We start from the raw sequence: 22,150 nt of genomic DNA, 5'->3' as shown, positions 1-22,150 counted from the left end.
ATGAAAAAGCTGACCGCCGTCCTGGCGCTGTGCGCCACGTCCCTGCTCGCCGCCTGCAACAAGAGCGACGAACCCGCCAAGACCGCCGCCCAACCGGCCGCCCCGACCAAGGTCGTGGTGGGCCTGGACGACAACTTCCCGCCCATGGGCTTCCGTGACGAGAAGAACGAGCTGGTCGGCTTCGACATCGACCTGGCGCGCGAGGCCGCCAAGCGTCTGGGCATGCAGGTCGAGTTCAAGCCCATCGACTGGAGCGCCAAGGAAGCTGAACTGAGCAGCAAGCGCGTGGATGCGCTGTGGAACGGCCTGACCATCACCGAAGAGCGCAAGAAGAACATCGCCTTCACCACCCCGTACATGGAAAACCACCAGATCATCATCGTGGCGGCCAACTCGGCCATCCAGGCCAAGACCGACCTGGCCAACCACGTGGTGGGCGCCCAGGAAGGCAGCAGCGCCGTCGACGCCATCAAGAAGGAAGCCAATATCGCCGACGCCCTGAAGGCGCTGCGCACTTTCGGCGACAACGTCACCGCGCTGGTCGACCTGTCCGCAGGCCGCCTGGATGCCGTGGTGGTGGACGAAGTCGTGGGCCGTTACCTGGTCGCCAAGCGTCCCACCGAATACCGCGTGCTGAACGACAACTTCGGCGTCGAGTCCTACGGCGTGGGCGTGCGCAAGGACGACACCGCGCTGCTGCAGAAGCTGGACAGCACGCTGGCCGACATGAAGAAGGACGGCACCGCCGGCCGCATCGCCAGCCAATGGTTCGGCGCGGACATCATCAAGTAAGCAGGCCCCCAACGCCGGGCCGGCGCAGGGCGCCGCCCGGCCAGAATCGATCGCATGGATTACGTCCTCTCTTTGCTGGGCCCGATGGCGCAGGGTGCGCGCGTCACGCTCACCCTGTTCTTCATCACGCTGGCCCTGGCCGTGCCGCTGGGCCTGCTGCTGGCGCTGGCGCGGCTGTCGCGGCTGCGTCCGCTGAGCATGCTGGCCAACGGCTACATCTGGCTGATGCGCGGCACGCCGCTGATGCTGCAGCTGCTGTTCATCTATTTCGCCCTGCCGTTCCTGCCGGGCGGCGGCATCCGCCTGCCGGACTTTCCCGCGGCAGTGGTTGCCTTTGCGTTGAATTACGCGGCGTACTTCGCCGAGATCTTCCGCGCCGGCATCCTGTCCATCGACCGCGGCCAGTACGAGGCCGGCAAGGTGCTGGGCATGACGCCGCTGCAGACCCTGCGCCGCATCGTGCTGCCGCAGATGGTGCGGCGCATCCTGCCGCCCATGAGCAACGAAACCATCACGCTGGTCAAGGACACTTCGCTGATCTACGTGCTGGCCCTGAACGACCTGCTGCGCGTGGCGCGCGGCATCGTCCAGCGCGACTTCTCGACCACGCCCTTCCTGGTTGCCGCCGTCTTTTACCTTGCCATGACGCTGGTGCTGACCTGGGCCTTCCAGCGCCTGGAAAAACACTATGCCAAGTACGACCAATAATCCGGCCGATGGCCGGCCCGTGATGATCGGGGCGCGCAATCTCGTCAAGTCGTTCGGCGCGCTGCGCGTGCTGGACGACGTGTCGCTGACGCTGCACAAGGGCGAGGTCGTCGCCGTGATCGGTCCGTCGGGCTCGGGCAAGAGCACTTTCCTGCGCTGCCTGAACCACCTCGAGACCATCGACCGGGGCAGCATCGAGATCGAAGGCGAGGCGCTGGCCACCGCCGTGCCGGACGGCAACAGCCGCTACGGCAGCGACGCCGAGGTGCGCCGCCTCTGCCGCAAGATGGGCATGGTGTTCCAGGGCTTCAACCTGTTCCCGCACATGACGGTGCTGCAGAATCTCATCGAGGCGCCCATGACGGTGAAGGGCATGAAGCGCGACGAGGTCGTTCCGTACGCCGAGGAACTGCTGCGCAAGGTTGGCCTGCTGGCCAAGCGCGACAACTATCCGGGGCGGCTGTCCGGCGGACAGAAACAGCGCGTGGCCATCGCCCGCGCGTTGGCCATGGAGCCGGACATCATGCTGTTCGACGAGCCTACCTCGGCGCTAGATCCCGAACTGACAGGCGAGGTGCTGCGCACCATGCGGCAGCTGGCCGAGGAACACATGACCATGCTCGTGGTGACGCACGAGATGGGTTTCGCCCGCGAAGTGGCGCACCGCGTGGTGTTCATGGACCAGGGCGTCATCGTCGAGGAAGGTCCGGCGCACGGCTTCTTCGCCGCGCCCGCCCAGGCCCGTACGCGGGCGTTCCTGAGCCAGATGCTGTAGGCGCAGGCAACGGCGCCGCCATGACGCCGCTGCGCGGCCCCGGCAGGCATGCCGAGGCCGCGCAGCGCGGGCTGGCCCAAACGGGCCTGCCGATCAGGTCGGCCCCTTCCAGTAAAAGCCCTGTGCCACGCCGCCTGCCTTGCCATCCAGGGTGATCTTCTTGGACTGCGGTTTGCCCGCGTAGGCCACGGTCAGATCGTAGGTGCCTTCGGGCAGCTTGGCATAGAAGATCGGACCATCCGACTTGGCCGACAGCACGTCCTGCCCGGAAGCGTTCCTGACGCGCACCTCCACGTCGGAAACATACGCGCCGCCGTCCGACAGCGCGAATTGCAACCGCAGGTTGTAGTCGCCGCTGACCGACTTCAGATAGCTGCTCTCTTCTTGCCCCACGCCGCCGCTGACGTAGCTGACCTCGCCCTGCTTGTGGACTTGCGGGCGGCCATCCTGCGCCCACGCCGAACCGGCGGCGGCCGCCAGGGCCAGCGCCATGCATGCCATCCTGGCTTGCCGAATGCGGACAATCATCGATCGCTCCTTGAAGGGGAAGACGTCTTCAAGTCTACGGCGGGCGGCCCCATGCCGCCAGCCGGCGGGACCGGACACGGCCGGCCGCGGGAAAATCCTGTGTGCACCGCAAAAAACATTCCTATAGAATAGGAACGATTCTCAAAATCTATACGCCCGCACCGCCGCCGTTTCCCCCCGAAGCATGACCGTCACTGTCGATCCCGGCCGCCAGCACGCCCTGCATGGCCTCTACACAGAGAACCATCACTGGCTGGTGGAGCTGCTGCTGCGCCGCCTGCGCCATCGCGGCGATGCGCAGGACATCGCCTCCGAGACGTTCCTGCAGATCGTGGCCTCGCCGGACGATCCTCGCGGCATCCGCGAGCCGCGCGCCTATCTCACCTGCATCGCCAAGCGGCTGGCCTATCGCCTGTACCGCCGGCGCGACCTGGAGCGCGCCTATCTCGACCGCATCGCGCTGATGGAGCCCGCATACGCACCCTCCCCCGAGCAATGCGCGCTCGAACTCGAAACCATCCTGCGCATGGACGCCAAGCTGTATGGCCTGCCGCCGGACGTGCGTGCGGCGTTCCTGTACAGCGTCTTCGACGAACTGAGCTACGACGAGATCGCGGTGCGCCTGCGCATCTCCAGCCGCACCGTGGCGCGCCACGTGAAGCGCGCGCTGCTGCACTGCGTGGCGGCGGGCAGCTAGATGGCGCGCCGCCGGCAGAAGGAAGATCCCACCGAAGCCGCAGTGAACTGGATGGTGCTGCTGCGCTCGGGCAGCGCCACGCCCGCCGACCGCGACGCCTTTGCCACCTGGCGCGATGCCGACGACCGCCACGCCGAGGCCTGGGCGCGCCTGCATACGGCCATTCCGGGCCTCGTGCCTGGCGCCGACGGCGCCGCTGCGGCATCACGCCGCAACGCCCGCGACGTGCTGATGCTGCCGCCGCGCCGCGTGGTGCTCAAGTCGCTGGTGGGCGCGGGTGTCCTGCTGGGGCTGGGCGGCACGGCAGCCAACCGCCTGGTGCCGATCGGCCAGTTGACGGCAGACCTGTACACCGGCACCGGCGAACGCAAGCGCATCGAACTGCCCGACCACAGTTCGCTCAGCCTGAACGCCCGTTCGGCGGTGGACGTGGACTTCTCGTCGTCGCGCCGCCTGGTGCGGTTGCGCGCCGGCTCCATCGTGGTGCGGGTGGCATCCGACCCCAGCCGGCCGTTCTCGGTGCAGACCGAAGACGGCCTGGTCACCGCGCTGGGCACGCAATTCATGGTGCGCCAGGATGCGCGGTCCACGCGCGTGGCGGTGCTCGAGCATCAGGTGGAAATCGCCACCGCGCGCGGCGCCCACCGCCTGCTCAAGGAAGGCGAAGGCGCGGATTTCGACGCGGCACAGGTTCGTTCCGCCGACGTCTCGCAGGCCACTGGCGCCGAATGGCTGAACGGCCACCTGCTGGTCAACCGGCAGCCGCTGTCGTACGTGATCGGCGAACTGCAACGCTACCGCCGCGGCGTGCTGCGGGTCTCGCCCGACGCGGCCGACATTCCGGTGCAAGGCGGCTTCCCGCTGGACGACGTGGACGCCAGCCTGGCTGGCCTGGCCGACACGCTGCCGATCACCCTCCACGACTACGGCGGCTGGCTCACGTTGATCGACCGCCGCTGATCGAGAACAAGAAACAGTTTGTAAGTTTCTGTCCGGTTGCCCTGCCCTGCCGACACAAGCCAGGCAATACCCCTGTCGGAGAGCCTCCCATCATGACCCGCCCCCAAGAGCCTCGCCTGCGCCGCTTCGGCCTGGCCATCTTGAGCGCATCCCTGCTGCTGGCCTGGCATGGCCAGCAGCGCGCGTCCGCCCAATCCGCCTCGGCCAGCAGCACCGCGCGCGCCAATGCCGGCGTCTACGCGCTCTCCATTCCGGCGGGCCCCCTGGCCGAGACGCTGAACCGCATCTCGCTGGCCACCGGCCGCGTGGTGTCGGTCGATCCGCAGGCAGTGCAGGGGAAATCGGCCCCCGCGATCGATGGCTCGCTCACCGCCGAAGCCGCGGTGCGACACGCCCTGGCGGGCAGCGGGCTGGAGGCGGTCGTCACGCCCAGCCGGGCCATCACCGTGCGGCCGGCAACGGGCGGCGCGGGCCAGCCCACCACGCTGGCACCCGTCACCGTGACGGGCTCGTACCAGGACCCGGCCATCACCGAAGGCACCCGCTCTTACACCAGCGCGGCGGTGTCCATCGGCAAATCGGAACACGCGCTGCGCGAAGTGCCGCAGTCCATTTCGGTGCTGACGCGCCAGCGCATGGACGACCAGAACATCACCACGCTGGGCCAGGCCATGGATTACGTCACCGGCGTGGTGGCGCAGCCCACGGGAACCGGCATCGTCAACATCGAGTCGCGCGGCTTCCAGATCAACCAGTATCTGGTCGACGGCCTGCCCTTCGCGGGCGGCCAGGGCATGTGGGGCAGCTCGATCATGGACCTGGGCATCTACGACCGCGTCGAAGTCTGGCGCGGCCCCACCGGCCTGCTGGAAGGCGCGGCGGAACCCAGCGGCACGCTCAATCTGGTGCGCAAGCGTGCCCGCGCCGAGCCCGGTTTCCAGGGCGCCATCACCACGGGTTCGTGGGACCGCTACCGCGTCGAACTGGACGGCACCGGCGCGTTGAACGAAGACGGCAGCCTGCGCGCGCGCGGCGTGATGATCTACGACGATGCCGGCAGCCACCTGCACCGCGTCTATGCCGACCGCCGCACGCTGTACGGCACCGTGGAATACGACTTCACGCCGAATACCACGCTGTCGGTCGGCGGCACGTATCAGGAAGGCGATTCGCTGGTGTTCGTGGGCCTGCCGCAGTATGCCGACGGCCGCAACATCGATGTGCCGCGTTCGACCTTCCTGGGCTCGACCGACTCGAAGAAACACGACAACGGCATGAGCCTCTTCGCGGAGCTGGAGCATCGCTTCGGCAACGGCGGCAAGTTCAAGCTGAACGCCAGCCAGGCGGTGCGCCGCACCTGGCTGAACCGCTACATGACGCACAGCTACATCGACCCGGTCACGGACGACGTCACCATACGGGCCGCGCGCCAGCGTTCGCGCCAGGAGAACCAGGGGCTGGACGCCTATCTGAGCGTGCCGGTCCAGGCCTGGGGCCTGCGCCACGAGATCACGGCAGGCGCGAACTACCAAGTCTATCGCGGCGGCAACCCGCAGGGCGACTTCATCGCCTATCGCCAGAACATCCACAACCCTGACCTGCGCGGCCTGGACACGTTGCCGGAAGTGGGCGATATCCCTCGCACCAAGACCACGCAGTACGGTGTCTATACCCAGGCCCGCATCAAGCCGGTGGCGCCGCTGACCGTACTGGTGGGCGGACGCTATGCATGGTGGGAAAGCCGCGATCCGGACGATGCGGCCGCCAACCAGTCCATCAAGGCCGAGTTCGTGCCCTACGCCGGCCTGGTGCTGGACCTGGACGACAACCACTCGGTGTATGCCAGCTACAGCCGCATCTTCAGCCCGCAGACCGAGGAACTGGCCACGGGCGGCTTTCTCAAGCCGCGCATCGGGCAGCAGTACGAAGTGGGCATGAAGGGCGAGTACCTGAACGGCGCGCTGAACACGCACGTGGCGCTGTTCCGCATCGACGACCGCAACCGCGCCATCGCCGATCCCGACAACGAAGACTATTCGCTGCCCGCCGGCAAGGTGCGCAGCCAGGGCTTCGAGGCCGAGGTCAGTGGCCGCATCACCTCGCAGTGGGACATGACCGCGGGCTATGCCTACACCGCCACGAAGTTCCGCAGCGGTGAGGAAAACGAAGTGGGCCAGCCGTACAACTCGGCCTATCCGCGCCACAACTTCTCGCTATGGAGCAAGTACCGCTTCGCCGACGGCCCGCTGGACAAGTTCTCGGTGGGCGGCGGCATGCGCTGGCTCAGCGAGCAGTACGTGCAACGCGGATCGGCACGCTGGACACAACCGTCCTACGCGCTGTTCGACCTGCAATTCGGCTACGAGATGCGGCCGGGCATGAACATGAGCCTGACCGTCTACAACCTGTTCGACAAGACGTACTTCAAGAAGATCTCCGGCCATGAATACCGGCAAACCTACTACGGCGAACCGCGCTCGGTCATGCTGACGATGCGCGGCTCGTTCTGATGACGGCGCAGGTCCTGGCGGCGGACATCCTGCGCGCGCACGCCGCACGGCAGCGGCGGCGCGTGCTGGCGCTCGTCCTGATGGGAGTGGTGCTGGCCGCGTGCCTGGTGGCGGACGTGGCGCTGGGCTCCACCCACTTCGCCTTCGGCGAAATCCTGCGGGCAGTTTTCACGCCGGCCAGCGCCGAGCCGGAAACCGCCATCATCGTCTGGTCGCTGCGCCTGCCCTACGCGCTGTTGGCCGTGCTGGTCGGCGCCGCGCTATCGCTGGCGGGCGCCGAGATGCAGACCGTGCTGGACAACCCATTGGCGGATCCCTTCACGCTGGGCGTATCCTCGGCGGCGTCGCTGGGCGCCGCGCTGGCCATCGTGACGGGCCTGCACCTGCCCGGCGTGCCCGCCGAATGGTCGCTGGCCGCCAACACCTTCTTCTTCGCGTTCGCCTCGGTGCTGCTGCTGCAGGCCATCACCCGGCGGGGCCGGCAGACCATGGTGCTGTTCGGCATCTCGATGGTCTTCACCTTCAATGCCCTGGTGGCGCTGCTGCAATATGCGGCCAACCCCGAAGACCTGCAGCAACTGGTGTTCTGGAGCATGGGCAGCCTGGCGCTGGCCAACTGGCCCAAGCTGCAGGTGCTTGGCGTGGCGCTGCTGGCCATGCTGCCCTTCAGCCTGCGCGCCGCCGCGCGGCTGAATGTGCTGCGCATGGGCGAGGAACGCGCCCGCACCTTGGGTATCGACACCGGCCGGCTGCGCTTCGGCGCGCTGCTGCGCATCAGCCTGCTGGCCGCCACGGCGGTGGCCTTCGTGGGCACCATCGGCTTCGTCGGCCTGGTGGGCCCGCACATCGCACGCATGCTGATCGGCGAGGATCATCGCCACTTCCTGCCCGCCAGCGCCCTGGTGGGCGGCGTGCTGATGTCCCTGGCGTCGATCGCCAGCAAAGCCCTCGTGCCCGGAGTCGTCCTGCCGGTGGGCATCGTCACCGCCATGGTCGGCGTGCCGGTGTTCCTGTGGCTGATCATGAGACGGAGCGCGCGCGCATGACTGATGCATTCGAGGGCCTGCGCGTGCGGCGGCTGCAGGCCGGCTATCGCGGCAAGCCCATCCTGCAGGGCCTGGACCTGCCCGACCTGCTGCCGGGCCAGGTCACCGCGCTGATCGGTCCCAACGGCGCGGGCAAGAGCACGCTGCTCAAGGCCATGGCGGGCCTGATTCCCACGCAGGGCGAGCTGGCGCTGCACGGCCAGGCGCTGGACAGGATGAGCCCCGCGCAACGGGCGGCCCACGTCGGCTACATGCCGCAGCGCCTGCCCGACGACCTGGACATCACCGTGCTGGAAAGCCTGCTGAGCATCCTGCGGGTCTGCGGCCAGGGCACGGAGACGGCCATGCCGCGCGCGCTGGCCACGCTGGAGCGGCTGGGCATTGCCGCGCTGGCCATGCAGCCGCTGGGCAGTCTATCGGGCGGGCAACGGCAGATGGCCAGCCTGGCGCAGGCCCTGGCCACCTCGCCGCAGGTGCTGCTGCTGGACGAACCCACCAGCGCGCTGGACCTGCGTCACCAGGTGGCGGTGATGCGCACCGTCCGCGCGCTGGCGCGGGAACAATGCATCGTCGTCGCCGTGCTGCACGATCTGAACCTGGCGGCGCGCTGGGCCGACAGCGCCGTGGTGCTGAAGGCCGGCGCGCTGTGCGCCAGTGGGCCGCCTCGCCAGGCGCTGACGCCCGATGTGCTGGCGCGCACCTATGGGGTGCGGGCGCGGGTGGAAACGTGTACGCAAGGCTTCCTGACGGTGCTGGCGGACGCGCCGCTGGAAGAGGACGCCACGGCATGAGGCGCGCATTGCGGCGCGCGCTGCTGGGCGGCCTACTGGCCCTGTGCGCGGCATCGGCCACGCGGGCGGAGCGGCCGCAGGCTGCCGCATATCCCGTCACCGTGACCGACGCGGCGGGCCGCCAGGTCCGGATCGAACGCGCGCCCCGCCGCATCTACCTGCAGAACGGCAACGACATCGTCGCCATGGCCCTGCTGGACCGCGAGGATCCGTTCGCGCGCATCCTGGCATGGCGGAACAGCCTGAACGACTCCGACCCCACGATCTGGCGCCTGATGCGCCAGCGCTGGCCGCACGCGGCGGACATCCCGGAACTGGCCTTCGACAACGGCGGCAACGCCGATGTGGAACGGCTGGTGCGGCTGCGGCCCGACATGCTGATCATGGATCTGGATACACGCGGCGCGGTCGAGCGCGGCCCCCTGGCGCGCATCATGGCGCAGTTGCGCGTGCCCATCGTCTACCTGGACAGCTCGAAGGATCCCCTGAACAACGTGCCCACCGGCCTGCGCGCCGTGGGTGCGGCGCTGAACCAGCGCGAGCGCGCCGACGCCTATCTGGCGTTCTATGAACAACGCCGCGCGGCCGTGCAGGCCGGCATCGATGCGGCCTCGCATCATCCGCTGGTGTTCATCGAGGCACGCGCGGGGCGGCAGGGGCTGGACCAATGCTGCTATTCGCAGGCCGAGACGTCCTGGGGCAAGCTGATCGGCCAGGCCGGCGCGCGCAACTATGCCTCGCTGCTGCTGCGCGGCGCCACTGGCGACATCGCCATGGAAACGCTGATCCGCAACAAGCCCGATGTCTACGTCATGACCGGCACCGCGCGCGTGCGCGCCGGGGCGCACGTCATTCCGTTCGGCTATGGCGCCACGCAGCAACGTGCGCGGCAGGCCATGGCGCTGCTGATGAACCGCCCGGGCTTCGCCCGCATCGCCCGCCGGCCCGGCGACTGCGCGGTGGGCTTCTACCACCAGTTCTACAACAGCGCGTTCAACATCGCGGGCTTCGAATACCTGGCCCGCGCGCTGTATCCGCAAACGCTGGGCCAGCTGGATCCGGACGCGACCTATCGCCGCATCCTCGCCACGTACACCGACATTCCCGATGCGCCGTTCCTGTTCGAGACGCGCCGCGCCTTCGACGGCCAGGGCGCGTGCCCGCCCTGAGCGATCAGAACTGCACGCCCTGGGTCAAGCCGCCATCCACCAGCAGATTGGTGCCGGTCGTGAAGCTGGCGGCGGGGCTGGCCAGGAACACGGCGGCCTTGGCCACCTCTTGCGGACGCGCCATGCGGCCCATCGGGTTCTGCGCCAGGCACTTGGCGAACAGTTCGGGCGTGTCGCGCTCGATGGCGCCCCAGACGCCCTCCTCGAAATAGACATTGCCGGGGGACACGGTATTCACGCGGATGCCATCGGCAGCGTGGCGCGCCGACAGTGTCTTGCCGTAGTGGATCAGCGCGGCCTTGATCACCCCATAGGGCTCGGCGAACATGTCGACCTCGCGGCCGGACACGCTGGAGATCAGCACGATGGAAGCCGCCTTCGAGGCCTTCAGGTAGGGCAGGGCCGCGTTGACGAAGGTCACCGTGCCCAGCAGGTCGGTCTCGAAGGCGCGGCGCCAGATTTCCAGGTCCGCCCCGCCGGCCAGCGCGCTGACGTTGGGAACGATGATGTCCAGGCCGCCCATGCGGTGGGCCGCGTCCTCCACCCAGGCGGCCATCTCGGCGGCATTCGTGACGTCGACCGCCGCACCCGCGGCCCGGTGGTCCATCTCGATCTCGGCCTGGCTGACGCCGGCCTCCGACCGGGCGCAGAAACCTACCTGCGCGCCCTCGGCCAGAAAACACTCGACGATCTTGCGGCCGATGCCGCGCGAGCCGCCGCTGACCAGTACCTTCGCGCCTTCGAGTTCCAGATTCATGATTCGCTCCTCGCCTTGCCGGCATGACTGCAAAAAACGAGGCCGAGTGTAGGGCCGCACCGCGGTGCGATGGACCGCGGGCCGCATGAAACCGGCGATTGTTCGGCGATGCCGAACGAATGCCCGCCGTGGCCCCGCCCCGGGCGCCTGCCACCTGTCATGCCGCATCGGGCACAATAAGCCTCGTTCCTGCCGCAACCGCATGCAATTCGATGGAAGACAGAACCCGCAACATCCAGTCGGTGGAGCGCGCCATGCTGCTGCTGGAGGCCCTGAACGCCCACGGCGGCCGCGCGCGGCTCACCACGCTGGCCGAGGCCTCGGGCCTGAGCAAGAGCACCGCGCACGGCCTGCTGGATACGCTGGCCGCCCTGGGCTACGTCACCCGTGACGGGGCGCATTACGCACTGGGATTGCGGCTGCATGCGTTGGCCCGCCCGCTGGACGGCCCGCATGCCGCACTGCGCGATGCCTTCCGGCCCGCCCTGCGCGCGTTTGCCGAGCTTTGCGGCGAGAACTGCTTCCTGGCCGTGCCGGGCGGCGCCCGCTCCTATCTGACGATCGCCGCCGTCGATGGCGGCGGCCAGCCGCTGCGCCTGCCTGACGATCCGCGCCGGGACGCGATGGCCACGTCGGCCGTCGGCAAGGTGCTGATGGCCAATGACCGGACCCTGGCGAAGCGGCTGCGCCAGGCGCACCGTCTGCCCGACGGGGTGGACGATGAGCTGCGCATCGTGCGCAACCAGGGCTATGCGCTGGACCTGGGCGCGTCGGAACGGTCGCTGCATTGCGTGGCGTTGCCATTGCGCGTGCGCGGCCGCGTGGTCGCCGCGCTCAGCGCCGGCGGCCCCAGCGACCGCCTGGGACAACCCGCCATGCAGCGCCTGGCGTCGTCGGCCATGCGCAGCCTGTTCGACCTGATCAAGCTGTAAGCCGGCGGGCGGCACGTGGCACGTGGCACGCGACGATGCTTCGTCAATTTCTCTTATGAAACTCGTCAAATAAGTTCGCTTTTCTAATTTAGTTCGGCTGCTTAGACTGCCTGCATACCCATACGCACCATGCAGGAGACACGCATGCACGCCGCATCCTCTGAACGCCCCCAACCCTGGACCGCCGAACAGGCCCGCCAGGACACCTCCTGGATCCTCCGCCTGAACGCCGCTGAAGTCCAGGGCGTGCGCGACGCGCTGGCTTATGCCCGGCAGCACCCCAAGCCGCTGCTGGCCATGGAACAGGCCGACTTCCCCCTGCCGCAGGTCAGCCGCGACGCGCTGACCCGCGCCATCGCCATCACGCAGGGCCGCTGGGGCATGTGCCTGGTCAAAGGCTTTCCCGTGGACGAATGGACCGAGGAAGACTCCCGCCTGGCGTACTGGGGCATGGGCCTGTACATGGGCGTGGGCCGTACGCAGAACCGCGCCAGCCAGGTCATGAACGACGTGCGCAACGAAGGTGGCGAGTACAAGGTGAAGGGCGGCCGCGGCTACAACACCAATGCCGGCCTGGACTTCCATCAGGACTCGTGCGACGTGGTCGCGCTGCTGTGCCGCCGCACCGCCAAGAGCGGCGGCCAGAGCAAGGTGGTCAGCTCGATGGCCCTGCGCGACGAGGTGCAGCGCCGCCGTCCGGATCTGATCCCTGTGCTGCAAAGCCCGTTCTTCCACAGCTACCAGGGCACCAACGACCCCAGCCAGCCGCCCTTCTACCGCTGCCCCATCTTCGGCAACCACCCCGAGTATTTCTCGGCGCGCACCAATCGCAAGAACACCGTGGCCGCGCAGCGCGACTTTCCCGAGGTGCCGCGCCTGACGGCCCAGCAGGAAGAGGCGCTGGACCTGCTGGACGAACTGCTGCCCAGCGACCAGCTGTGCTTTTCGATGGAACTCGAACGCGGCGACATGCAGTTGCTGAACAACTACGTCACCCTGCACTCGCGCACGCCGTTCGAGGACTTCGACGATCCCGACCTGAAGCGCCATCTGTTCCGTCTGTGGCTGGCCGTGCCCATCTCGCAGCCCCTGCCGGATGACTGGGCCGAATACTACGGCGACGCGCGGGCCGGCGCCGTGCGCGGCGGCGTGCGCGGCACGGCCATCACGCAGGAGTTCCTCGAATACGAAAAACGCCAGGCCGCCGCCATGGGCATGCGCTTCGAGACCTGGAAGCCTCGGGTGCTGAAGGAAGACATGGAAGCGCAACTGGCTGCGCAGCGCGACACCCAGGCCGCCTGACGCGGCATCGGAGACTGGACATGAACCGCATTTCCCTGCGCGAGCGCCTGGCCGGCAACCAGGCGGTGCTGGCGCCCGGCGTGTACGACGCCCTGACCGCCCTGATCGCCGAACAGGCGGGGTTCGATGCCCTGTACCTGTCCGGCGGTGCGGTGGCGTATTCGCAGTTGGGCCGCTCCGACGTGGGCCTGACCACCGCCACCGAGACTGCCGACGTCCTGCAACGCATCACCGACCGCGTCAGCCTGCCCATCATCGTCGACGGCGATACGGGCTATGGCAATGCCTTGAACACGCAGCGCACCGTGCGGCTGTTCGAGCGCGCCGGCGCATCGATGATCCAATTGGAAGACCAGACCTTTCCCAAGCGCTGCGGGCACCTGGAGAACAAGAGCCTGGTGTCCACCGCCGAGATGTGCGGCAAGCTGCGCGCCGCGCTGGACGCCCGCCACAGCCCCGACACGCTGGTCCTGGCCCGCACGGACGCCGTGGCCGTAGAGGGCCTGGAGGCCGCTCGCGAACGCGCCGAGGCCTACCTGGCCTGTGGCGTGGACGCGCTGTTCATCGAAGCCGTGAACAGCACGGCCGACATGGACACCGTGTGCAAGCAGTTCGCGTCGCGCACGCCGCTGTTGGCCAACATGGTCGAGGGTGGCAAGACGCCCGTACGCAGCGCGCGCGAGCTGTCCGAACGCGGCTACCGCATCGTCATCTTCCCCGGCGGCACCGCCCGTTTCGTCTCGCGCCAGTTGCAACACTATTTCGGCAGCCTGAAGGAACACGGCACCACCGAGCCCATGTGGCCCGAGATGAACGACTTCAACGCCCTGAACGGCTTGATCGGCACTCCTGAACTGCTGGAACTGAGCCGCAAGTACGCAGGCTGATTCCCCAATGCGCGGCATGGCCCGGTGCCCGGGCCGCCGCCGCATCACGGCGCGAACGCCAAGGATTCGCGGCCGCCCATAACCACAACGGAGACACCATGAAGATCGCCCTTCGGCTTGCTGCCGCCCTGCTGTTCTGTACGGGCACCCTGTCGGCCCACGCCCAGTACCCCGAAAAACCCCTGCGCCTGATCGTGCCATTCCCGCCGGGCGGCAACATCGACGCCACGGCGCGCATCGTGGCCAGCGGCCTGTCGCAGCGCCTGGGCCAGTCCGTCATCGTCGAGAACAAGGCCGGCGCCGCCGGCATCGTCGGCGCCGAGTTCGTGGCGCGTTCCGCCCCCGACGGCTACACCGCCGTGCTGGGTTCGACCGGCGCGCTGGCGCCCTTGAAGGCCCTGCATCCGAACGCCAAGCTAGAACCCACCAAGGACTTCGCCGCTGCCGGCACCGTGGCGCGCGCGCCGCTGGTCCTGGCTGTCAACGCCGCGTTGCCCGTGAAGACCGTCGCCGAATTCATCCGCTATGCCAAGGAGCGTCCCGGCAAGCTGACCATGGCGTCGGCCGGCGTGGGCACCGCCGCGCACCTGACCGGCGAACTGTTCCAGAAACTCAGCGGCACCCGGCTGCTGCACGTGCCCTACAAGGGCAGCAGCCTGGCCGTGGCCGACCTGCTGGGCGGCCACGTCGACATGACCTTCGACCAACTGGCCTCCACCATCGCGCAGATCAAGGCCGGCAAGCTGCATGCCCTGGGCGTGACCACGGAAAAGCGCTCCAGCGTAATGCCCGAACTGCCCACGCTGGCCGAATCCGGCTTGCCCGGCTTCGAGGCCAGCACCACCACCGGCGTGCTGTTCCCGGCCGGCACGCCCAAGGCCGTGCTGGATCGCGTCAGCGCCGCCATGAAGGAAACCCTGGCCAAGCCCGAAGTGCAGCAGCAACTGCGCGAGCTGGGCGCGGATGCCCTGCCCGGCAGTGGCGCCGACTTCGACCGCATCCTGGCCAGCGAGACCGTAAAGTGGAACAAGGTCGCGCAGGCAGCCAACATCCAGCCGGCCGATTGAGGACACCTCGCATGCAACCGCAAACCCAAGACGTCCCGCCGCTCTGCCTACCGCCATTGGCGCGCGCCAGCCAGCCACGCTGGGCCTTGCCGGCCGGCGCCACCGATTGCCACTGCCACGTTTACCAGGACCAGGCGCGCTATCCCTTGATCGCTGGCCGCTCGTACACCCCGCAGACGGCCACGCTGGACCAGTACCTGACGATGTGCGACCAGGTCGGCATGGACCGCACGGTGCAGGTCAGCGCCAGCGTTTACGGCACCGACAACTCACTGACGCTGGACGTGATCGCCGAATTGGGCCAGCACCGCGCGCGCGGCGTGGCGGGCCTGCCGGCGGACGCCACGCCCGCCGAGCTGGAGCGCCTGGATCGCGGCGGCATGCGCGGCGTGCGCCTGTCCACGCATGTGAAGGGCTATGGCGGCACCGCCGCCATCGGCGCGATGGCCGAGCGCCTGAAGCCCATGGGCTGGCACGTGCAGGTGCATGTGGCCGACGTCGACGAACTGGTGCCGCTGGAAGACGAGTTGCTGCGCGTGCCGGTGCCGCTGGTGTTCGACCATCTGGGCGCGGTGCGCGGCGCGCAGGGGCCGCTATCGCCGGGTTTCCAGACGCTGCTGAAGATCCTGCGCGAACGCGACGACTGCTGGACCAAGATCTCCAGTTGGTACCGGCGCTCGGACACCGGCGCGCCGGACTATCGCGATATCGGCCCCATCGTCCAGGCGCTGGTGCAGGCGCGGCCCGATCGCCTGGTGTTCGGCACCAACTGGCCGCACCCCGCGCTGTTCACGCCGGGCGAGGTGCCCGACGACGGCCACCTGATCGATCTGTTCTGCGCCTGGGTGCCGGACCCGGCCGTGCGCACGCGCATCCTGGTGGACAACCCGGCGCGGCTGTACGGCTTCGAGTAGAGCGATATTCGGGGACTGGCACGCTACAGAAGCGGGCGGGCCAGTCATTTTTCGTTTATTTCGAATTTCGAATATTTCGTTTAAACTGACGACATTGTTCCATATGCCAGGAGTCGGCAATGTCCGCCACCACCCATGCTCAAGTTGCGTTGCCTGCCGAGCGGGAAATTCAGGCAGCCGTGCAAGGCCAGCGCGCCTTGGCCGCTTATTTGGCAACCCGCCTCGAAACACAGCACATCCAGATCTTCGACGATCAGAACCAGGCTCACCAGGTCGAATTGCCGACATCCGCCCTGCGCATGTTGGTAGATATCCTGGCCGAGCTTGCCGATGGCAATGCCGTCAAGGTCGTCCCTGTCCACGCCGAACTGACGACGCAGGAAGCAGCGGATCTGCTCAACGTATCGCGACCTCATCTGGTCAAGCTGCTGGAAGACGGTGCGCTGCCCTTCCATAAGACCGGCAAACATCGACGCGTGCGCTTCGCGGACTTGATGCAGTACAAAGCCCAGCGAGATCGATCCAGCGAGCAGGCAATGGCCGAACTCTCCCGCCAATCCCAGGAACTGGGAATGGGATACGAATGAGGCACTCCGCGTTCACGGTCGTCTACGACGCATGTGTCCTCTATCCGGCGCCATTGCGCGATTTCCTGATGTGGCTGGGGCTGTCAGGCCAGTTTCGGGCGACCAAAGCCCTCTCGATGTATCGGGCGATTCTTTGAACAGCCACCGGAGACCTTTGCATATGCGAAAGATCTCCATCGGCTCACCCCATGTACACCCCGCCATTGACGGCGTAGTTCGCGCCAGTGACAAAGGCCGCCTCGTCCGAGGCCAGCCAAGTGCACAGGTTCGCCAGGTCCTGGGCAGTGCCCAGCCGGCCCACAGGCACGGTCTCCACCAGGCGGTCCAGCATGGCCGGCGGAAAAGCCTGCACCTTCTCATCGGCGATGAAGCCGGGCGACACCACGTTGACGGTCACGCCGCGCGAGGCGACCTCCTGCGCCAGCGAGCGCGAGAAACCGATCACCGCGCCCTTGGCCGTGGCGTAGTTGATCTGGCCGATCTGTCCTTTCTCGGCAGCCACCGAGCCGATGTTGATGATGCGGCCCCAGCCCCGGTCGGCCATGCGGTCGACAACCTGCTTGGTCGTGTTGAACAGCGTATCCAGGTTGCTGCGCAGCACGGCGGACCAGTCCGCGTACTCCATCTGGCGAAAGCGCATGTCCAGCATGGCGCCGGCGTTGTTGACCAGCACGTCGATCTCGCCGACCTCGCGGCGCACCTGCGCGAACGCGGCCTCGGTCGAGGCCCAATCGGTGGCGTCGCCTTCGGACGCCGAGAACGCGTAGCCCAGGGCCTTCTGCTCTTTCAACCATTGCTGCTTGCGCGACGAGCGCGGGCCGCAGCCCGCCACGACGCGGTGCCCGGCGCGATGCAGCGCCTGGCAGATGGCGGTGCCGGTGTGGCCCATGCCGCTGGTGACGTAGGCAATGCGTAGCGCCATGATGATTCCTTATTTCAAAGCCGCGCTCAGGCGGCGCTGCCGACCAGGGGGAACAGACCGAACATCAACCCGGCGCCCAGCATCACCAGGCAGACCATCGCGGCCCATTTCAGCGAATAGCGCTGGTGATCGCCGAACTCGACCCCCGCCAGGCCCACCAGCAGGTACGTGGACGGCACCAGGGGGCTGAGCAGGTGGACCGGCTGGCCGATCAGCGAGGCGCGCGCCATTTCGACGGCCGTGATGCCGTAGCCTTGCGCCGCTTCGCTCAGGATGGGCAGCACGCCGAAGTAGAAGGCGTCGTTGGACATGAAAAACGTGAACGGCAGGCTGACCAACGCGGTGATGCCGGCCAGGTACGGCCCCAGGGCGTCGGGAATGATGGCCAGCAGGCTGCGCGACATGGACTCGACCATGCCGGTGCCCGCCAGGATGCCCGTGAAGATGCCCGCCGCGAAGATCAGCGCCACCACCGACAGCACGTTGCCCGCGTGCTGCACGACACGGCGGCGCTGCTCGGCCAGGTCGGGATAATTGATGACCAGCGCAATGGCGAAGGCGATCATGAACAGCACCGGCAGGGGCAAGAGGCCCAGGATCAGGCTGGCCATCAGCGCCAGCGTCAGGCCGGCGTTCACCCACAGCAGCTTCGGGCGGCGCAGCTCCTCGTCGGCCTCGATCTCGGGCAGGCTCTTGGGGCCGTCCTCGTCATAGGCCGGATGCGAAGCGCCGCCCGGCAACGACAGTACGCCCAGGCGGCGGCGCTCCTTCAAGCCCAGGAACACGGCCAGCATCAGGATGGCCGCCAGCGCCACGCCCATCACGGGCACCATCGGCACGAAGATGTCGCCCGCGTCCACGTGCAGCGCGCTGGCCGCGCGGGCCGTGGGGCCGCCCCACGGCGTCATGTTCATCACGCCGCTGGCCAGCATGGCCAGACAGGTCATGGACAGCGCGTTCATCTTCAGGCGGCGGTACAGCGGCAGCATGGACGCCACCACGATCATGTAGGTAGTCGAGCCATCGCCGTCCAGCGAGATCACCATGGCCAGCACCGTCGTGCCCACCACGATGCGCAGCGGATCGCCCTTCACGGCGCGCAGGATGCGGCCCACGATGGGATCGAACAGGCCGGCGTCGATCATCACGCCGAAGTAGAGGATGGCGAACATCAGCATCACGCCCGTGGGCGCGATCTTGCGGATGCCGTCCAGCATCATCCTGTCGATGCCGCCGCCGAATCCGCCCAGCAAGGCGAACACGATGGGAACGAGGATCAGCGCGACCAGGGGGGACAGGCGCTTCGTCATGATCAGCGTCATGAACGTGATCACCATTCCGAAACCAAGCAAGGTCAACAGCATGGAACTATCTCCGATGAAATCTTTGTTATGTCTGTCCGCCGCCCAGTCCAAGACGGCGAAGGCGCAAGGCTAGGTCGATAACCTGTCCGGAACCTGTCGTTTCGATGGCTTCCCGCGCGAACGGGACGGCCCCGGCGCCTATGCGAAAATCAGGCCCCATGCGCATACTGGTGATCGAAGACGACGAGGACCTGGCCGACGCGATCGTGCGGCGGCTGCGCCGTCTCGGCCACGCGGTCGACTGGCAGAACGACGGCATCGATGCCGATGGCGTGCTGCAGTACGAGACCTTCGACATCGTGCTGCTGGACATCGGCCTGCCGCGCATGTCCGGCATCGAGATCCTGCATCGCCTGCGCGACCGGGGCAGCAAGACGCTGGTGCTGGCGCTGACCGCCCGCATCGACATCGAAGACCGCGTGCACGCGCTGGACAACGGCGCCGACGACTACCTGGCCAAGCCCTTCGATTTCCGCGAGCTGGAAGCCCGCTGCCGCGCCCTGCTGCGCCGGCCCACCGCGCAGCCCGCGGGCGGGTGGCGCTTCGGCGAACTGGTCATCGACAGCGCCGCGCGCAAGGTCACGATGGCGGGCCAGCGCATCGAGCTGCCGCGCCGCGAGTACAGCCTGCTCGAAATCCTGCTGGCCGGCATGAACCGCGCGGTCAGCAAGGCCGAGATCGCGAACAAGCTGTTCGCCTTCGACGACGAGGCCGCGCCCAATGCCATCGAGCTCTACATCGGCCGGCTGCGCCGCAAGCTCGAAGGCACGCCGCTGCGCATCGAGACCCAGCGCGGCACCGGTTACCTGCTGACGGCCAACGATGACGGCAAGCCCGACACGACCTCCGCAGCCTGACGCGCGCGCGGGCCGGCTCTCGATCCGGCGCAGGCTGCTGGCCGTGCTGCTGGCGGTGTTCGCGCTGGGCGTGGGGTCGCTCTACCTGATGGTGCGCGGCTATGCCCAGCAGACCGCCGACACCACCTACGACCAGATCCTGCGCGCCTCGGCGCTGTCGATGTCCGACAGCATCCAGCTGGTGGGCGAGGAATGGCGCATGGACATGCCCTATGCCGCGCTGGCCCTGCTGGCGCAGGCGCCGCGCGACCGCGTCTTCTACCGCGTGCAGGCCAGCGACGGCACGCTGATCTCCGGCTATCCCGACCTGCCCGCGCCGCCTTCGACGAGCAATGATTCCGCGCAACTATTCGAAGCCACGTACCAGGGCGAGCCCGTGCGCTTCGCCTGGATGGCGCGCCGTATCGCGGGCCCTGGCGGCACGCAGAGCGCGGTAATCCAGGTCGGCCAGACGCGCCTGGCGCGCGATACGCTGAGCGAACACATGCTGTGGCGCGGCACCCTGGCGCTGGCCCTCTTCACCGTGGCCGCGCTGGCGCTGGCGTATTGGGGCCTGCGGCGGTCGCTGGCGCCCATCCAGCGCATCGAACGCGAACTGGCCGCGCGCGGCGCATCGGACCTGCAGCCCATCTCGGCCCCCGTGCCCGAGGAGCTGGCCACGCTGGTGCACACGCTGGACGGCTTCATGGGCCGCCTGGCCGAGAACCTGGACACGCTGCGCCTGTTCATCGCCGAAGCCGCGCACCAGTTGCGTACGCCCATGGCCGCGTTGCATGCGCAAATGGAAGTGGCCCTGGACGAGGAAGACCCCGTGCAGCAGCGCCGCAGCCTGCTGGCCGTGCTGCGCAATGCCGAGAAGCTGTCGCGCCTGGTCAACCAGTTGCTGAGCGACGCCAGCGTCATCCACCGCAGCAGCCTGCGGCAGTTCGAACCAGTGGACCTGGCCGAACTGCTGCGCCAGGCGGCCTACGACAGCACGCCGCAGGCCGACCCCGAACCCGACGTGCGCCTGGCGTTGCCGCGCGAAGACGAGCCGGCGCGCGCCCTGGCCGACAGCCTGATGCTGCGCGAGGCCTTCAAGAACCTGATCGACAATGCCCTGCGCCACGGCGCGGCGCCGGACGGCCATATCGACGTGCGGCTGCAACGCGAGGGCGATGCGTGGCGCATCACGGTGTCCGACCAGGGGCCCGGCATTCCGCCCGCGGTGGCCAACACGGCCTTCGAACGCTTCGTGCGCGGCCCCAATCCGCGCGGCGCGGGCGCGGGGCTGGGCTTGGCCATCGTGCGCCGCGTGGTCGACAGCCACCACGGCTCGCTCTGCCTGAGCAACCGGCCCGGCGGCGGGCTGGATGCGGTGGTGGTGCTGCCCGTGCATGAGGACACGCCATGACAATGCCATCCCTGCGGGCCATGATCCGCGGCCTGGCGGCGGCCAGCCTGGTCCTGCTGGCAAGCGCCGCGCAAGCCACCCAGCCCACCGGCGTGCTGACGCTCGGCCCCGCCGACAGCCCCAACGTGCTGGTCGTGCACAGCACCAACAGCCTGGACGTGTTCCGCCCGGTGCTGGAAGACTTCGCGCGGGTGCATCCCACCGTCGGGGTAGAGTATGCCGAATGGTCCGCCCAGGAACTCTACGACCAGGCGGTCGCGAACGGCGCGGACCAATCGCGCAAGGCAGGCCCCGACCTCATCATCAGCAGCGCGATGGACCTGCAGACCAAGCTGGCAAACGATGGCCTGGCGCAGCCACACGCCTCGCCCGAGGCCCGTGCGCTGCCGCAGGGCGCGAACTGGCGCGACGAGGTCTTCGGCGTCGATACCGATGCGGTCGTCATGGTCTACAACACGCGCAAGCTCGACGCCTCGCGCGTGCCGCGCACGCGGCGCGCGCTGCTGTCGCTGCTGCAGGCCGCCGACCGTCCGCTGGCGGGCCGCGTGGCCACCTATGACGTCACCGCCAGCGCCAGCGGCTACCTGGCCGCCACGCAGGACATGCGTCTGGACAGCATGGCGGCCGCGCTGGTCGCCGCGCTGGGACACAACAACGTGTCGCTGTACGCCTCCTCCGACGAAGGCCTGGACCGCCTGGCGCGCGGCGACGTCTCCCTGGCCTACAACATGCTCGAGTCCTACACGCGCCACCGCATCGACGAAGGCGCGCCGCTGGCCATCGTCTATCCGCAGGACTACACCCTGACGCTGTCGCGCGCCGCGCTCATTCCCCGGCAGGCGCCCCGGCCCGACCTGGGGGGACTCATGCTGGACTACCTGCTGTCGCCGCGCGGCCAGCAGGCGCAGGCGCGGGCCCGGCAGTCCGGCGCGCACCCTGCCGATCCCGCGCAGGCACGCATGGCCGGCGTGCGCCCCCTGCCGCTGGACGTGGGCCTGCTGGTGTACCAGGACGCCCAGAAGAAGCGGCACTTCCTGGATGTGTGGCAGGCCGCGCGCTGCGATGCGTCGCTGGGGTGCGAGGGCCGGTAAAACGCGGCGCGCGATAGCGGCGACAGACGATAGAATCATCGATAGAATCCGCCATGACCGGGTATTCAAAAAAAAGCATCGCTGTTTTACCCTTCTCCGCC

General features: G+C 68.1%; 22 protein-coding genes and 1 pseudogene. 19 read left to right on the top strand and 4 right to left on the bottom strand.

Annotation, left to right across the window (positions count from 1 at the left end; translation table 11 throughout):
- From A7W11_RS08560 to A7W11_RS08550, 3 genes are read left to right on the top strand one after another with little or no spacing between them, the layout of a single operon-like run.
- Window positions 1–792, top strand: a complete 792-nt coding sequence (locus A7W11_RS08560; RefSeq protein ID WP_066410590.1) for an amino acid ABC transporter substrate-binding protein — start codon at window positions 1–3, stop codon at window positions 790–792.
- Between the two features lie 54 nt (window positions 793–846).
- Window positions 847–1,500 carry an amino acid ABC transporter permease gene (locus A7W11_RS08555; RefSeq protein WP_066410589.1) on the top strand — a complete coding sequence of 218 codons (654 nt, stop codon included), beginning with the start codon at window positions 847–849 and terminating at the stop codon, window positions 1,498–1,500.
- A gap of 22 nt (window positions 1,501–1,522) precedes the next feature.
- Window positions 1,523–2,275, top strand: coding sequence for an amino acid ABC transporter ATP-binding protein (locus tag A7W11_RS08550; RefSeq protein WP_066413679.1), 753 nt, complete (start codon window positions 1,523–1,525; stop codon window positions 2,273–2,275).
- 93 nt (window positions 2,276–2,368) lie between these two features.
- Here the strand turns inward: A7W11_RS08550 and A7W11_RS08545 are convergent, their stop codons facing one another.
- Window positions 2,369–2,803 (bottom strand): hypothetical protein, encoded by a 435-nt coding sequence (locus tag A7W11_RS08545; RefSeq protein WP_066410588.1) that lies wholly within the window; start codon window positions 2,801–2,803, stop codon window positions 2,369–2,371.
- A gap of 184 nt (window positions 2,804–2,987) precedes the next feature.
- On the opposite strand from A7W11_RS08545, the gene A7W11_RS08540 reads away from it, so the two are divergent.
- The 6 genes from A7W11_RS08540 (at window position 2,988) to A7W11_RS08515 (ending at window position 9,976) form a co-directional block, all read left to right on the top strand.
- Window positions 2,988–3,500 (top strand): sigma-70 family RNA polymerase sigma factor, encoded by a 513-nt coding sequence (locus tag A7W11_RS08540; RefSeq protein ID WP_082887156.1) that lies wholly within the window; start codon window positions 2,988–2,990, stop codon window positions 3,498–3,500.
- The gene (locus tag A7W11_RS08535) at window positions 3,501–4,460 is read left to right on the top strand and encodes a FecR family protein (RefSeq protein ID WP_066410587.1); all 960 of its coding nucleotides are present in this window, start codon (window positions 3,501–3,503) and stop codon (window positions 4,458–4,460) included.
- A gap of 92 nt (window positions 4,461–4,552) precedes the next feature.
- A complete protein-coding gene (locus A7W11_RS08530; protein ID WP_066410586.1) occupies window positions 4,553–6,970 on the top strand; it encodes a TonB-dependent siderophore receptor in 2,418 nt (805 codons plus the stop codon).
- On the top strand, window positions 6,970–8,016 hold the full coding sequence (locus A7W11_RS08525) for a FecCD family ABC transporter permease (protein WP_066410585.1): 1,047 nt from the start codon (window positions 6,970–6,972) through the stop codon (window positions 8,014–8,016). The genes A7W11_RS08530 and A7W11_RS08525 overlap by 1 nt, the downstream gene beginning before the upstream one ends.
- Entirely contained in the window at window positions 8,013–8,807 is a 795-nt protein-coding gene (locus tag A7W11_RS08520; protein WP_066410584.1) for an ABC transporter ATP-binding protein, read from the top strand. Before A7W11_RS08525 ends, A7W11_RS08520 begins: the two co-directional genes overlap by 4 nt.
- Complete coding sequence (locus tag A7W11_RS08515) at window positions 8,804–9,976, top strand: ABC transporter substrate-binding protein (protein WP_066410583.1); 1,173 nt, start codon at window positions 8,804–8,806, stop codon at window positions 9,974–9,976. Before A7W11_RS08520 ends, A7W11_RS08515 begins: the two co-directional genes overlap by 4 nt.
- A 4-nt stretch (window positions 9,977–9,980) precedes the next feature.
- On the opposite strand, the gene A7W11_RS08510 is transcribed toward A7W11_RS08515, so the two are convergent.
- Complete coding sequence (locus A7W11_RS08510; RefSeq protein WP_066410582.1) at window positions 9,981–10,733, bottom strand: SDR family NAD(P)-dependent oxidoreductase; 753 nt, start codon at window positions 10,731–10,733, stop codon at window positions 9,981–9,983.
- A gap of 212 nt (window positions 10,734–10,945) precedes the next feature.
- Here A7W11_RS08510 and A7W11_RS08505 point away from each other — a divergent pair, with 212 nt between their 5' ends.
- From A7W11_RS08505 to A7W11_RS27355, 7 genes and pseudogenes are all read left to right on the top strand, one after another.
- Window positions 10,946–11,665: an IclR family transcriptional regulator gene (locus A7W11_RS08505; protein ID WP_218188581.1), complete on the top strand. Its 720-nt coding sequence runs from the start codon at window positions 10,946–10,948 to the stop codon at window positions 11,663–11,665.
- 144 nt (window positions 11,666–11,809) lie between these two features.
- Window positions 11,810–12,967, top strand: coding sequence for a TauD/TfdA family dioxygenase (locus A7W11_RS08500; protein WP_066410581.1), 1,158 nt, complete (start codon window positions 11,810–11,812; stop codon window positions 12,965–12,967).
- 20 nt (window positions 12,968–12,987) lie between these two features.
- Complete coding sequence (locus A7W11_RS08495) at window positions 12,988–13,854, top strand: isocitrate lyase/PEP mutase family protein (RefSeq protein ID WP_066410580.1); 867 nt, start codon at window positions 12,988–12,990, stop codon at window positions 13,852–13,854.
- 98 nt (window positions 13,855–13,952) lie between these two features.
- Entirely contained in the window at window positions 13,953–14,921 is a 969-nt protein-coding gene (locus tag A7W11_RS08490) for a Bug family tripartite tricarboxylate transporter substrate binding protein (RefSeq protein WP_066410579.1), read from the top strand.
- Between the two features lie 11 nt (window positions 14,922–14,932).
- The gene (locus tag A7W11_RS08485; RefSeq protein ID WP_066410578.1) at window positions 14,933–15,835 is read left to right on the top strand and encodes an amidohydrolase family protein; all 903 of its coding nucleotides are present in this window, start codon (window positions 14,933–14,935) and stop codon (window positions 15,833–15,835) included.
- A 119-nt stretch (window positions 15,836–15,954) separates the two neighbouring features.
- On the top strand, window positions 15,955–16,422 hold the full coding sequence (locus tag A7W11_RS08480) for an excisionase family DNA-binding protein (RefSeq protein ID WP_066410577.1): 468 nt from the start codon (window positions 15,955–15,957) through the stop codon (window positions 16,420–16,422).
- Window positions 16,419–16,523, top strand: a pseudogene (locus A7W11_RS27355) (PIN domain-containing protein); the annotation flags it as partial. The gene A7W11_RS08480 and the pseudogene A7W11_RS27355, both read left to right, overlap by 4 nt.
- 80 nt (window positions 16,524–16,603) lie before the next feature.
- Here the strand turns inward: A7W11_RS27355 and A7W11_RS08475 are convergent.
- Complete coding sequence (locus A7W11_RS08475; RefSeq protein WP_066410576.1) at window positions 16,604–17,344, bottom strand: SDR family oxidoreductase; 741 nt, start codon at window positions 17,342–17,344, stop codon at window positions 16,604–16,606.
- A 26-nt stretch (window positions 17,345–17,370) separates the two neighbouring features.
- Window positions 17,371–18,708, bottom strand: coding sequence for a CitMHS family transporter (locus tag A7W11_RS08470; RefSeq protein ID WP_328587198.1), 1,338 nt, complete (start codon window positions 18,706–18,708; stop codon window positions 17,371–17,373).
- A 158-nt stretch (window positions 18,709–18,866) separates the two neighbouring features.
- Here A7W11_RS08470 and A7W11_RS08465 point away from each other — a divergent pair, with 158 nt between their 5' ends.
- The 3 genes from A7W11_RS08465 to A7W11_RS08455 are packed head-to-tail and all read left to right on the top strand — an operon-like array spanning window position 18,867 to window position 22,049.
- Complete coding sequence (locus A7W11_RS08465; protein ID WP_066410575.1) at window positions 18,867–19,565, top strand: response regulator transcription factor; 699 nt, start codon at window positions 18,867–18,869, stop codon at window positions 19,563–19,565.
- Complete coding sequence (locus tag A7W11_RS08460; protein ID WP_066410574.1) at window positions 19,531–20,958, top strand: sensor histidine kinase; 1,428 nt, start codon at window positions 19,531–19,533, stop codon at window positions 20,956–20,958. Before A7W11_RS08465 ends, A7W11_RS08460 begins: the two co-directional genes overlap by 35 nt.
- The gene (locus tag A7W11_RS08455; protein ID WP_218188580.1) at window positions 20,955–22,049 is read left to right on the top strand and encodes an ABC transporter substrate-binding protein; all 1,095 of its coding nucleotides are present in this window, start codon (window positions 20,955–20,957) and stop codon (window positions 22,047–22,049) included. The genes A7W11_RS08460 and A7W11_RS08455 overlap by 4 nt, the downstream gene beginning before the upstream one ends.
- The last annotated feature ends 101 nt before the right edge of the window (window positions 22,050–22,150 follow it).

Origin of the sequence: Bordetella ansorpii, assembly GCF_900078315.1 — a bacterium.
GTDB lineage: Bacteria > Pseudomonadota > Gammaproteobacteria > Burkholderiales > Burkholderiaceae_B > Bordetella > Bordetella ansorpii.
Note: the sequence above shows the minus strand (reverse complement) of the source record. Positions and strands in the feature narration are given on the sequence as shown.

What these genes read in the sequence shown, in the direction of transcription:
- A7W11_RS08560 (WP_066410590.1), top strand. Translation starts at nt 1, where the DNA reads ATGAAAAAGCTGACCGCCGTCCTGGCGCTGTGCGCCACGTCCCTGCTC.
- A7W11_RS08555 (WP_066410589.1), top strand. Translation starts at nt 847, where the DNA reads ATGGATTACGTCCTCTCTTTGCTGGGCCCGATGGCGCAGGGTGCGCGC.
- A7W11_RS08550 (WP_066413679.1), top strand. Translation starts at nt 1,523, where the DNA reads ATGATCGGGGCGCGCAATCTCGTCAAGTCGTTCGGCGCGCTGCGCGTG.
- A7W11_RS08545 (WP_066410588.1), bottom strand. Translation starts at nt 2,803, where the DNA reads ATGATTGTCCGCATTCGGCAAGCCAGGATGGCATGCATGGCGCTGGCC.
- A7W11_RS08540 (WP_082887156.1), top strand. Translation starts at nt 2,988, where the DNA reads ATGACCGTCACTGTCGATCCCGGCCGCCAGCACGCCCTGCATGGCCTC.
- A7W11_RS08535 (WP_066410587.1), top strand. Translation starts at nt 3,501, where the DNA reads ATGGCGCGCCGCCGGCAGAAGGAAGATCCCACCGAAGCCGCAGTGAAC.
- A7W11_RS08530 (WP_066410586.1), top strand. Translation starts at nt 4,553, where the DNA reads ATGACCCGCCCCCAAGAGCCTCGCCTGCGCCGCTTCGGCCTGGCCATC.
- A7W11_RS08525 (WP_066410585.1), top strand. Translation starts at nt 6,970, where the DNA reads ATGACGGCGCAGGTCCTGGCGGCGGACATCCTGCGCGCGCACGCCGCA.
- A7W11_RS08520 (WP_066410584.1), top strand. Translation starts at nt 8,013, where the DNA reads ATGACTGATGCATTCGAGGGCCTGCGCGTGCGGCGGCTGCAGGCCGGC.
- A7W11_RS08515 (WP_066410583.1), top strand. Translation starts at nt 8,804, where the DNA reads ATGAGGCGCGCATTGCGGCGCGCGCTGCTGGGCGGCCTACTGGCCCTG.
- A7W11_RS08510 (WP_066410582.1), bottom strand. Translation starts at nt 10,733, where the DNA reads ATGAATCTGGAACTCGAAGGCGCGAAGGTACTGGTCAGCGGCGGCTCG.
- A7W11_RS08505 (WP_218188581.1), top strand. Translation starts at nt 10,946, where the DNA reads ATGGAAGACAGAACCCGCAACATCCAGTCGGTGGAGCGCGCCATGCTG.
- A7W11_RS08500 (WP_066410581.1), top strand. Translation starts at nt 11,810, where the DNA reads ATGCACGCCGCATCCTCTGAACGCCCCCAACCCTGGACCGCCGAACAG.
- A7W11_RS08495 (WP_066410580.1), top strand. Translation starts at nt 12,988, where the DNA reads ATGAACCGCATTTCCCTGCGCGAGCGCCTGGCCGGCAACCAGGCGGTG.
- A7W11_RS08490 (WP_066410579.1), top strand. Translation starts at nt 13,953, where the DNA reads ATGAAGATCGCCCTTCGGCTTGCTGCCGCCCTGCTGTTCTGTACGGGC.
- A7W11_RS08485 (WP_066410578.1), top strand. Translation starts at nt 14,933, where the DNA reads ATGCAACCGCAAACCCAAGACGTCCCGCCGCTCTGCCTACCGCCATTG.
- A7W11_RS08480 (WP_066410577.1), top strand. Translation starts at nt 15,955, where the DNA reads ATGTCCGCCACCACCCATGCTCAAGTTGCGTTGCCTGCCGAGCGGGAA.
- A7W11_RS08475 (WP_066410576.1), bottom strand. Translation starts at nt 17,344, where the DNA reads ATGGCGCTACGCATTGCCTACGTCACCAGCGGCATGGGCCACACCGGC.
- A7W11_RS08470 (WP_328587198.1), bottom strand. Translation starts at nt 18,708, where the DNA reads ATGCTGTTGACCTTGCTTGGTTTCGGAATGGTGATCACGTTCATGACG.
- A7W11_RS08465 (WP_066410575.1), top strand. Translation starts at nt 18,867, where the DNA reads ATGCGCATACTGGTGATCGAAGACGACGAGGACCTGGCCGACGCGATC.
- A7W11_RS08460 (WP_066410574.1), top strand. Translation starts at nt 19,531, where the DNA reads ATGACGGCAAGCCCGACACGACCTCCGCAGCCTGACGCGCGCGCGGGC.
- A7W11_RS08455 (WP_218188580.1), top strand. Translation starts at nt 20,955, where the DNA reads ATGACAATGCCATCCCTGCGGGCCATGATCCGCGGCCTGGCGGCGGCC.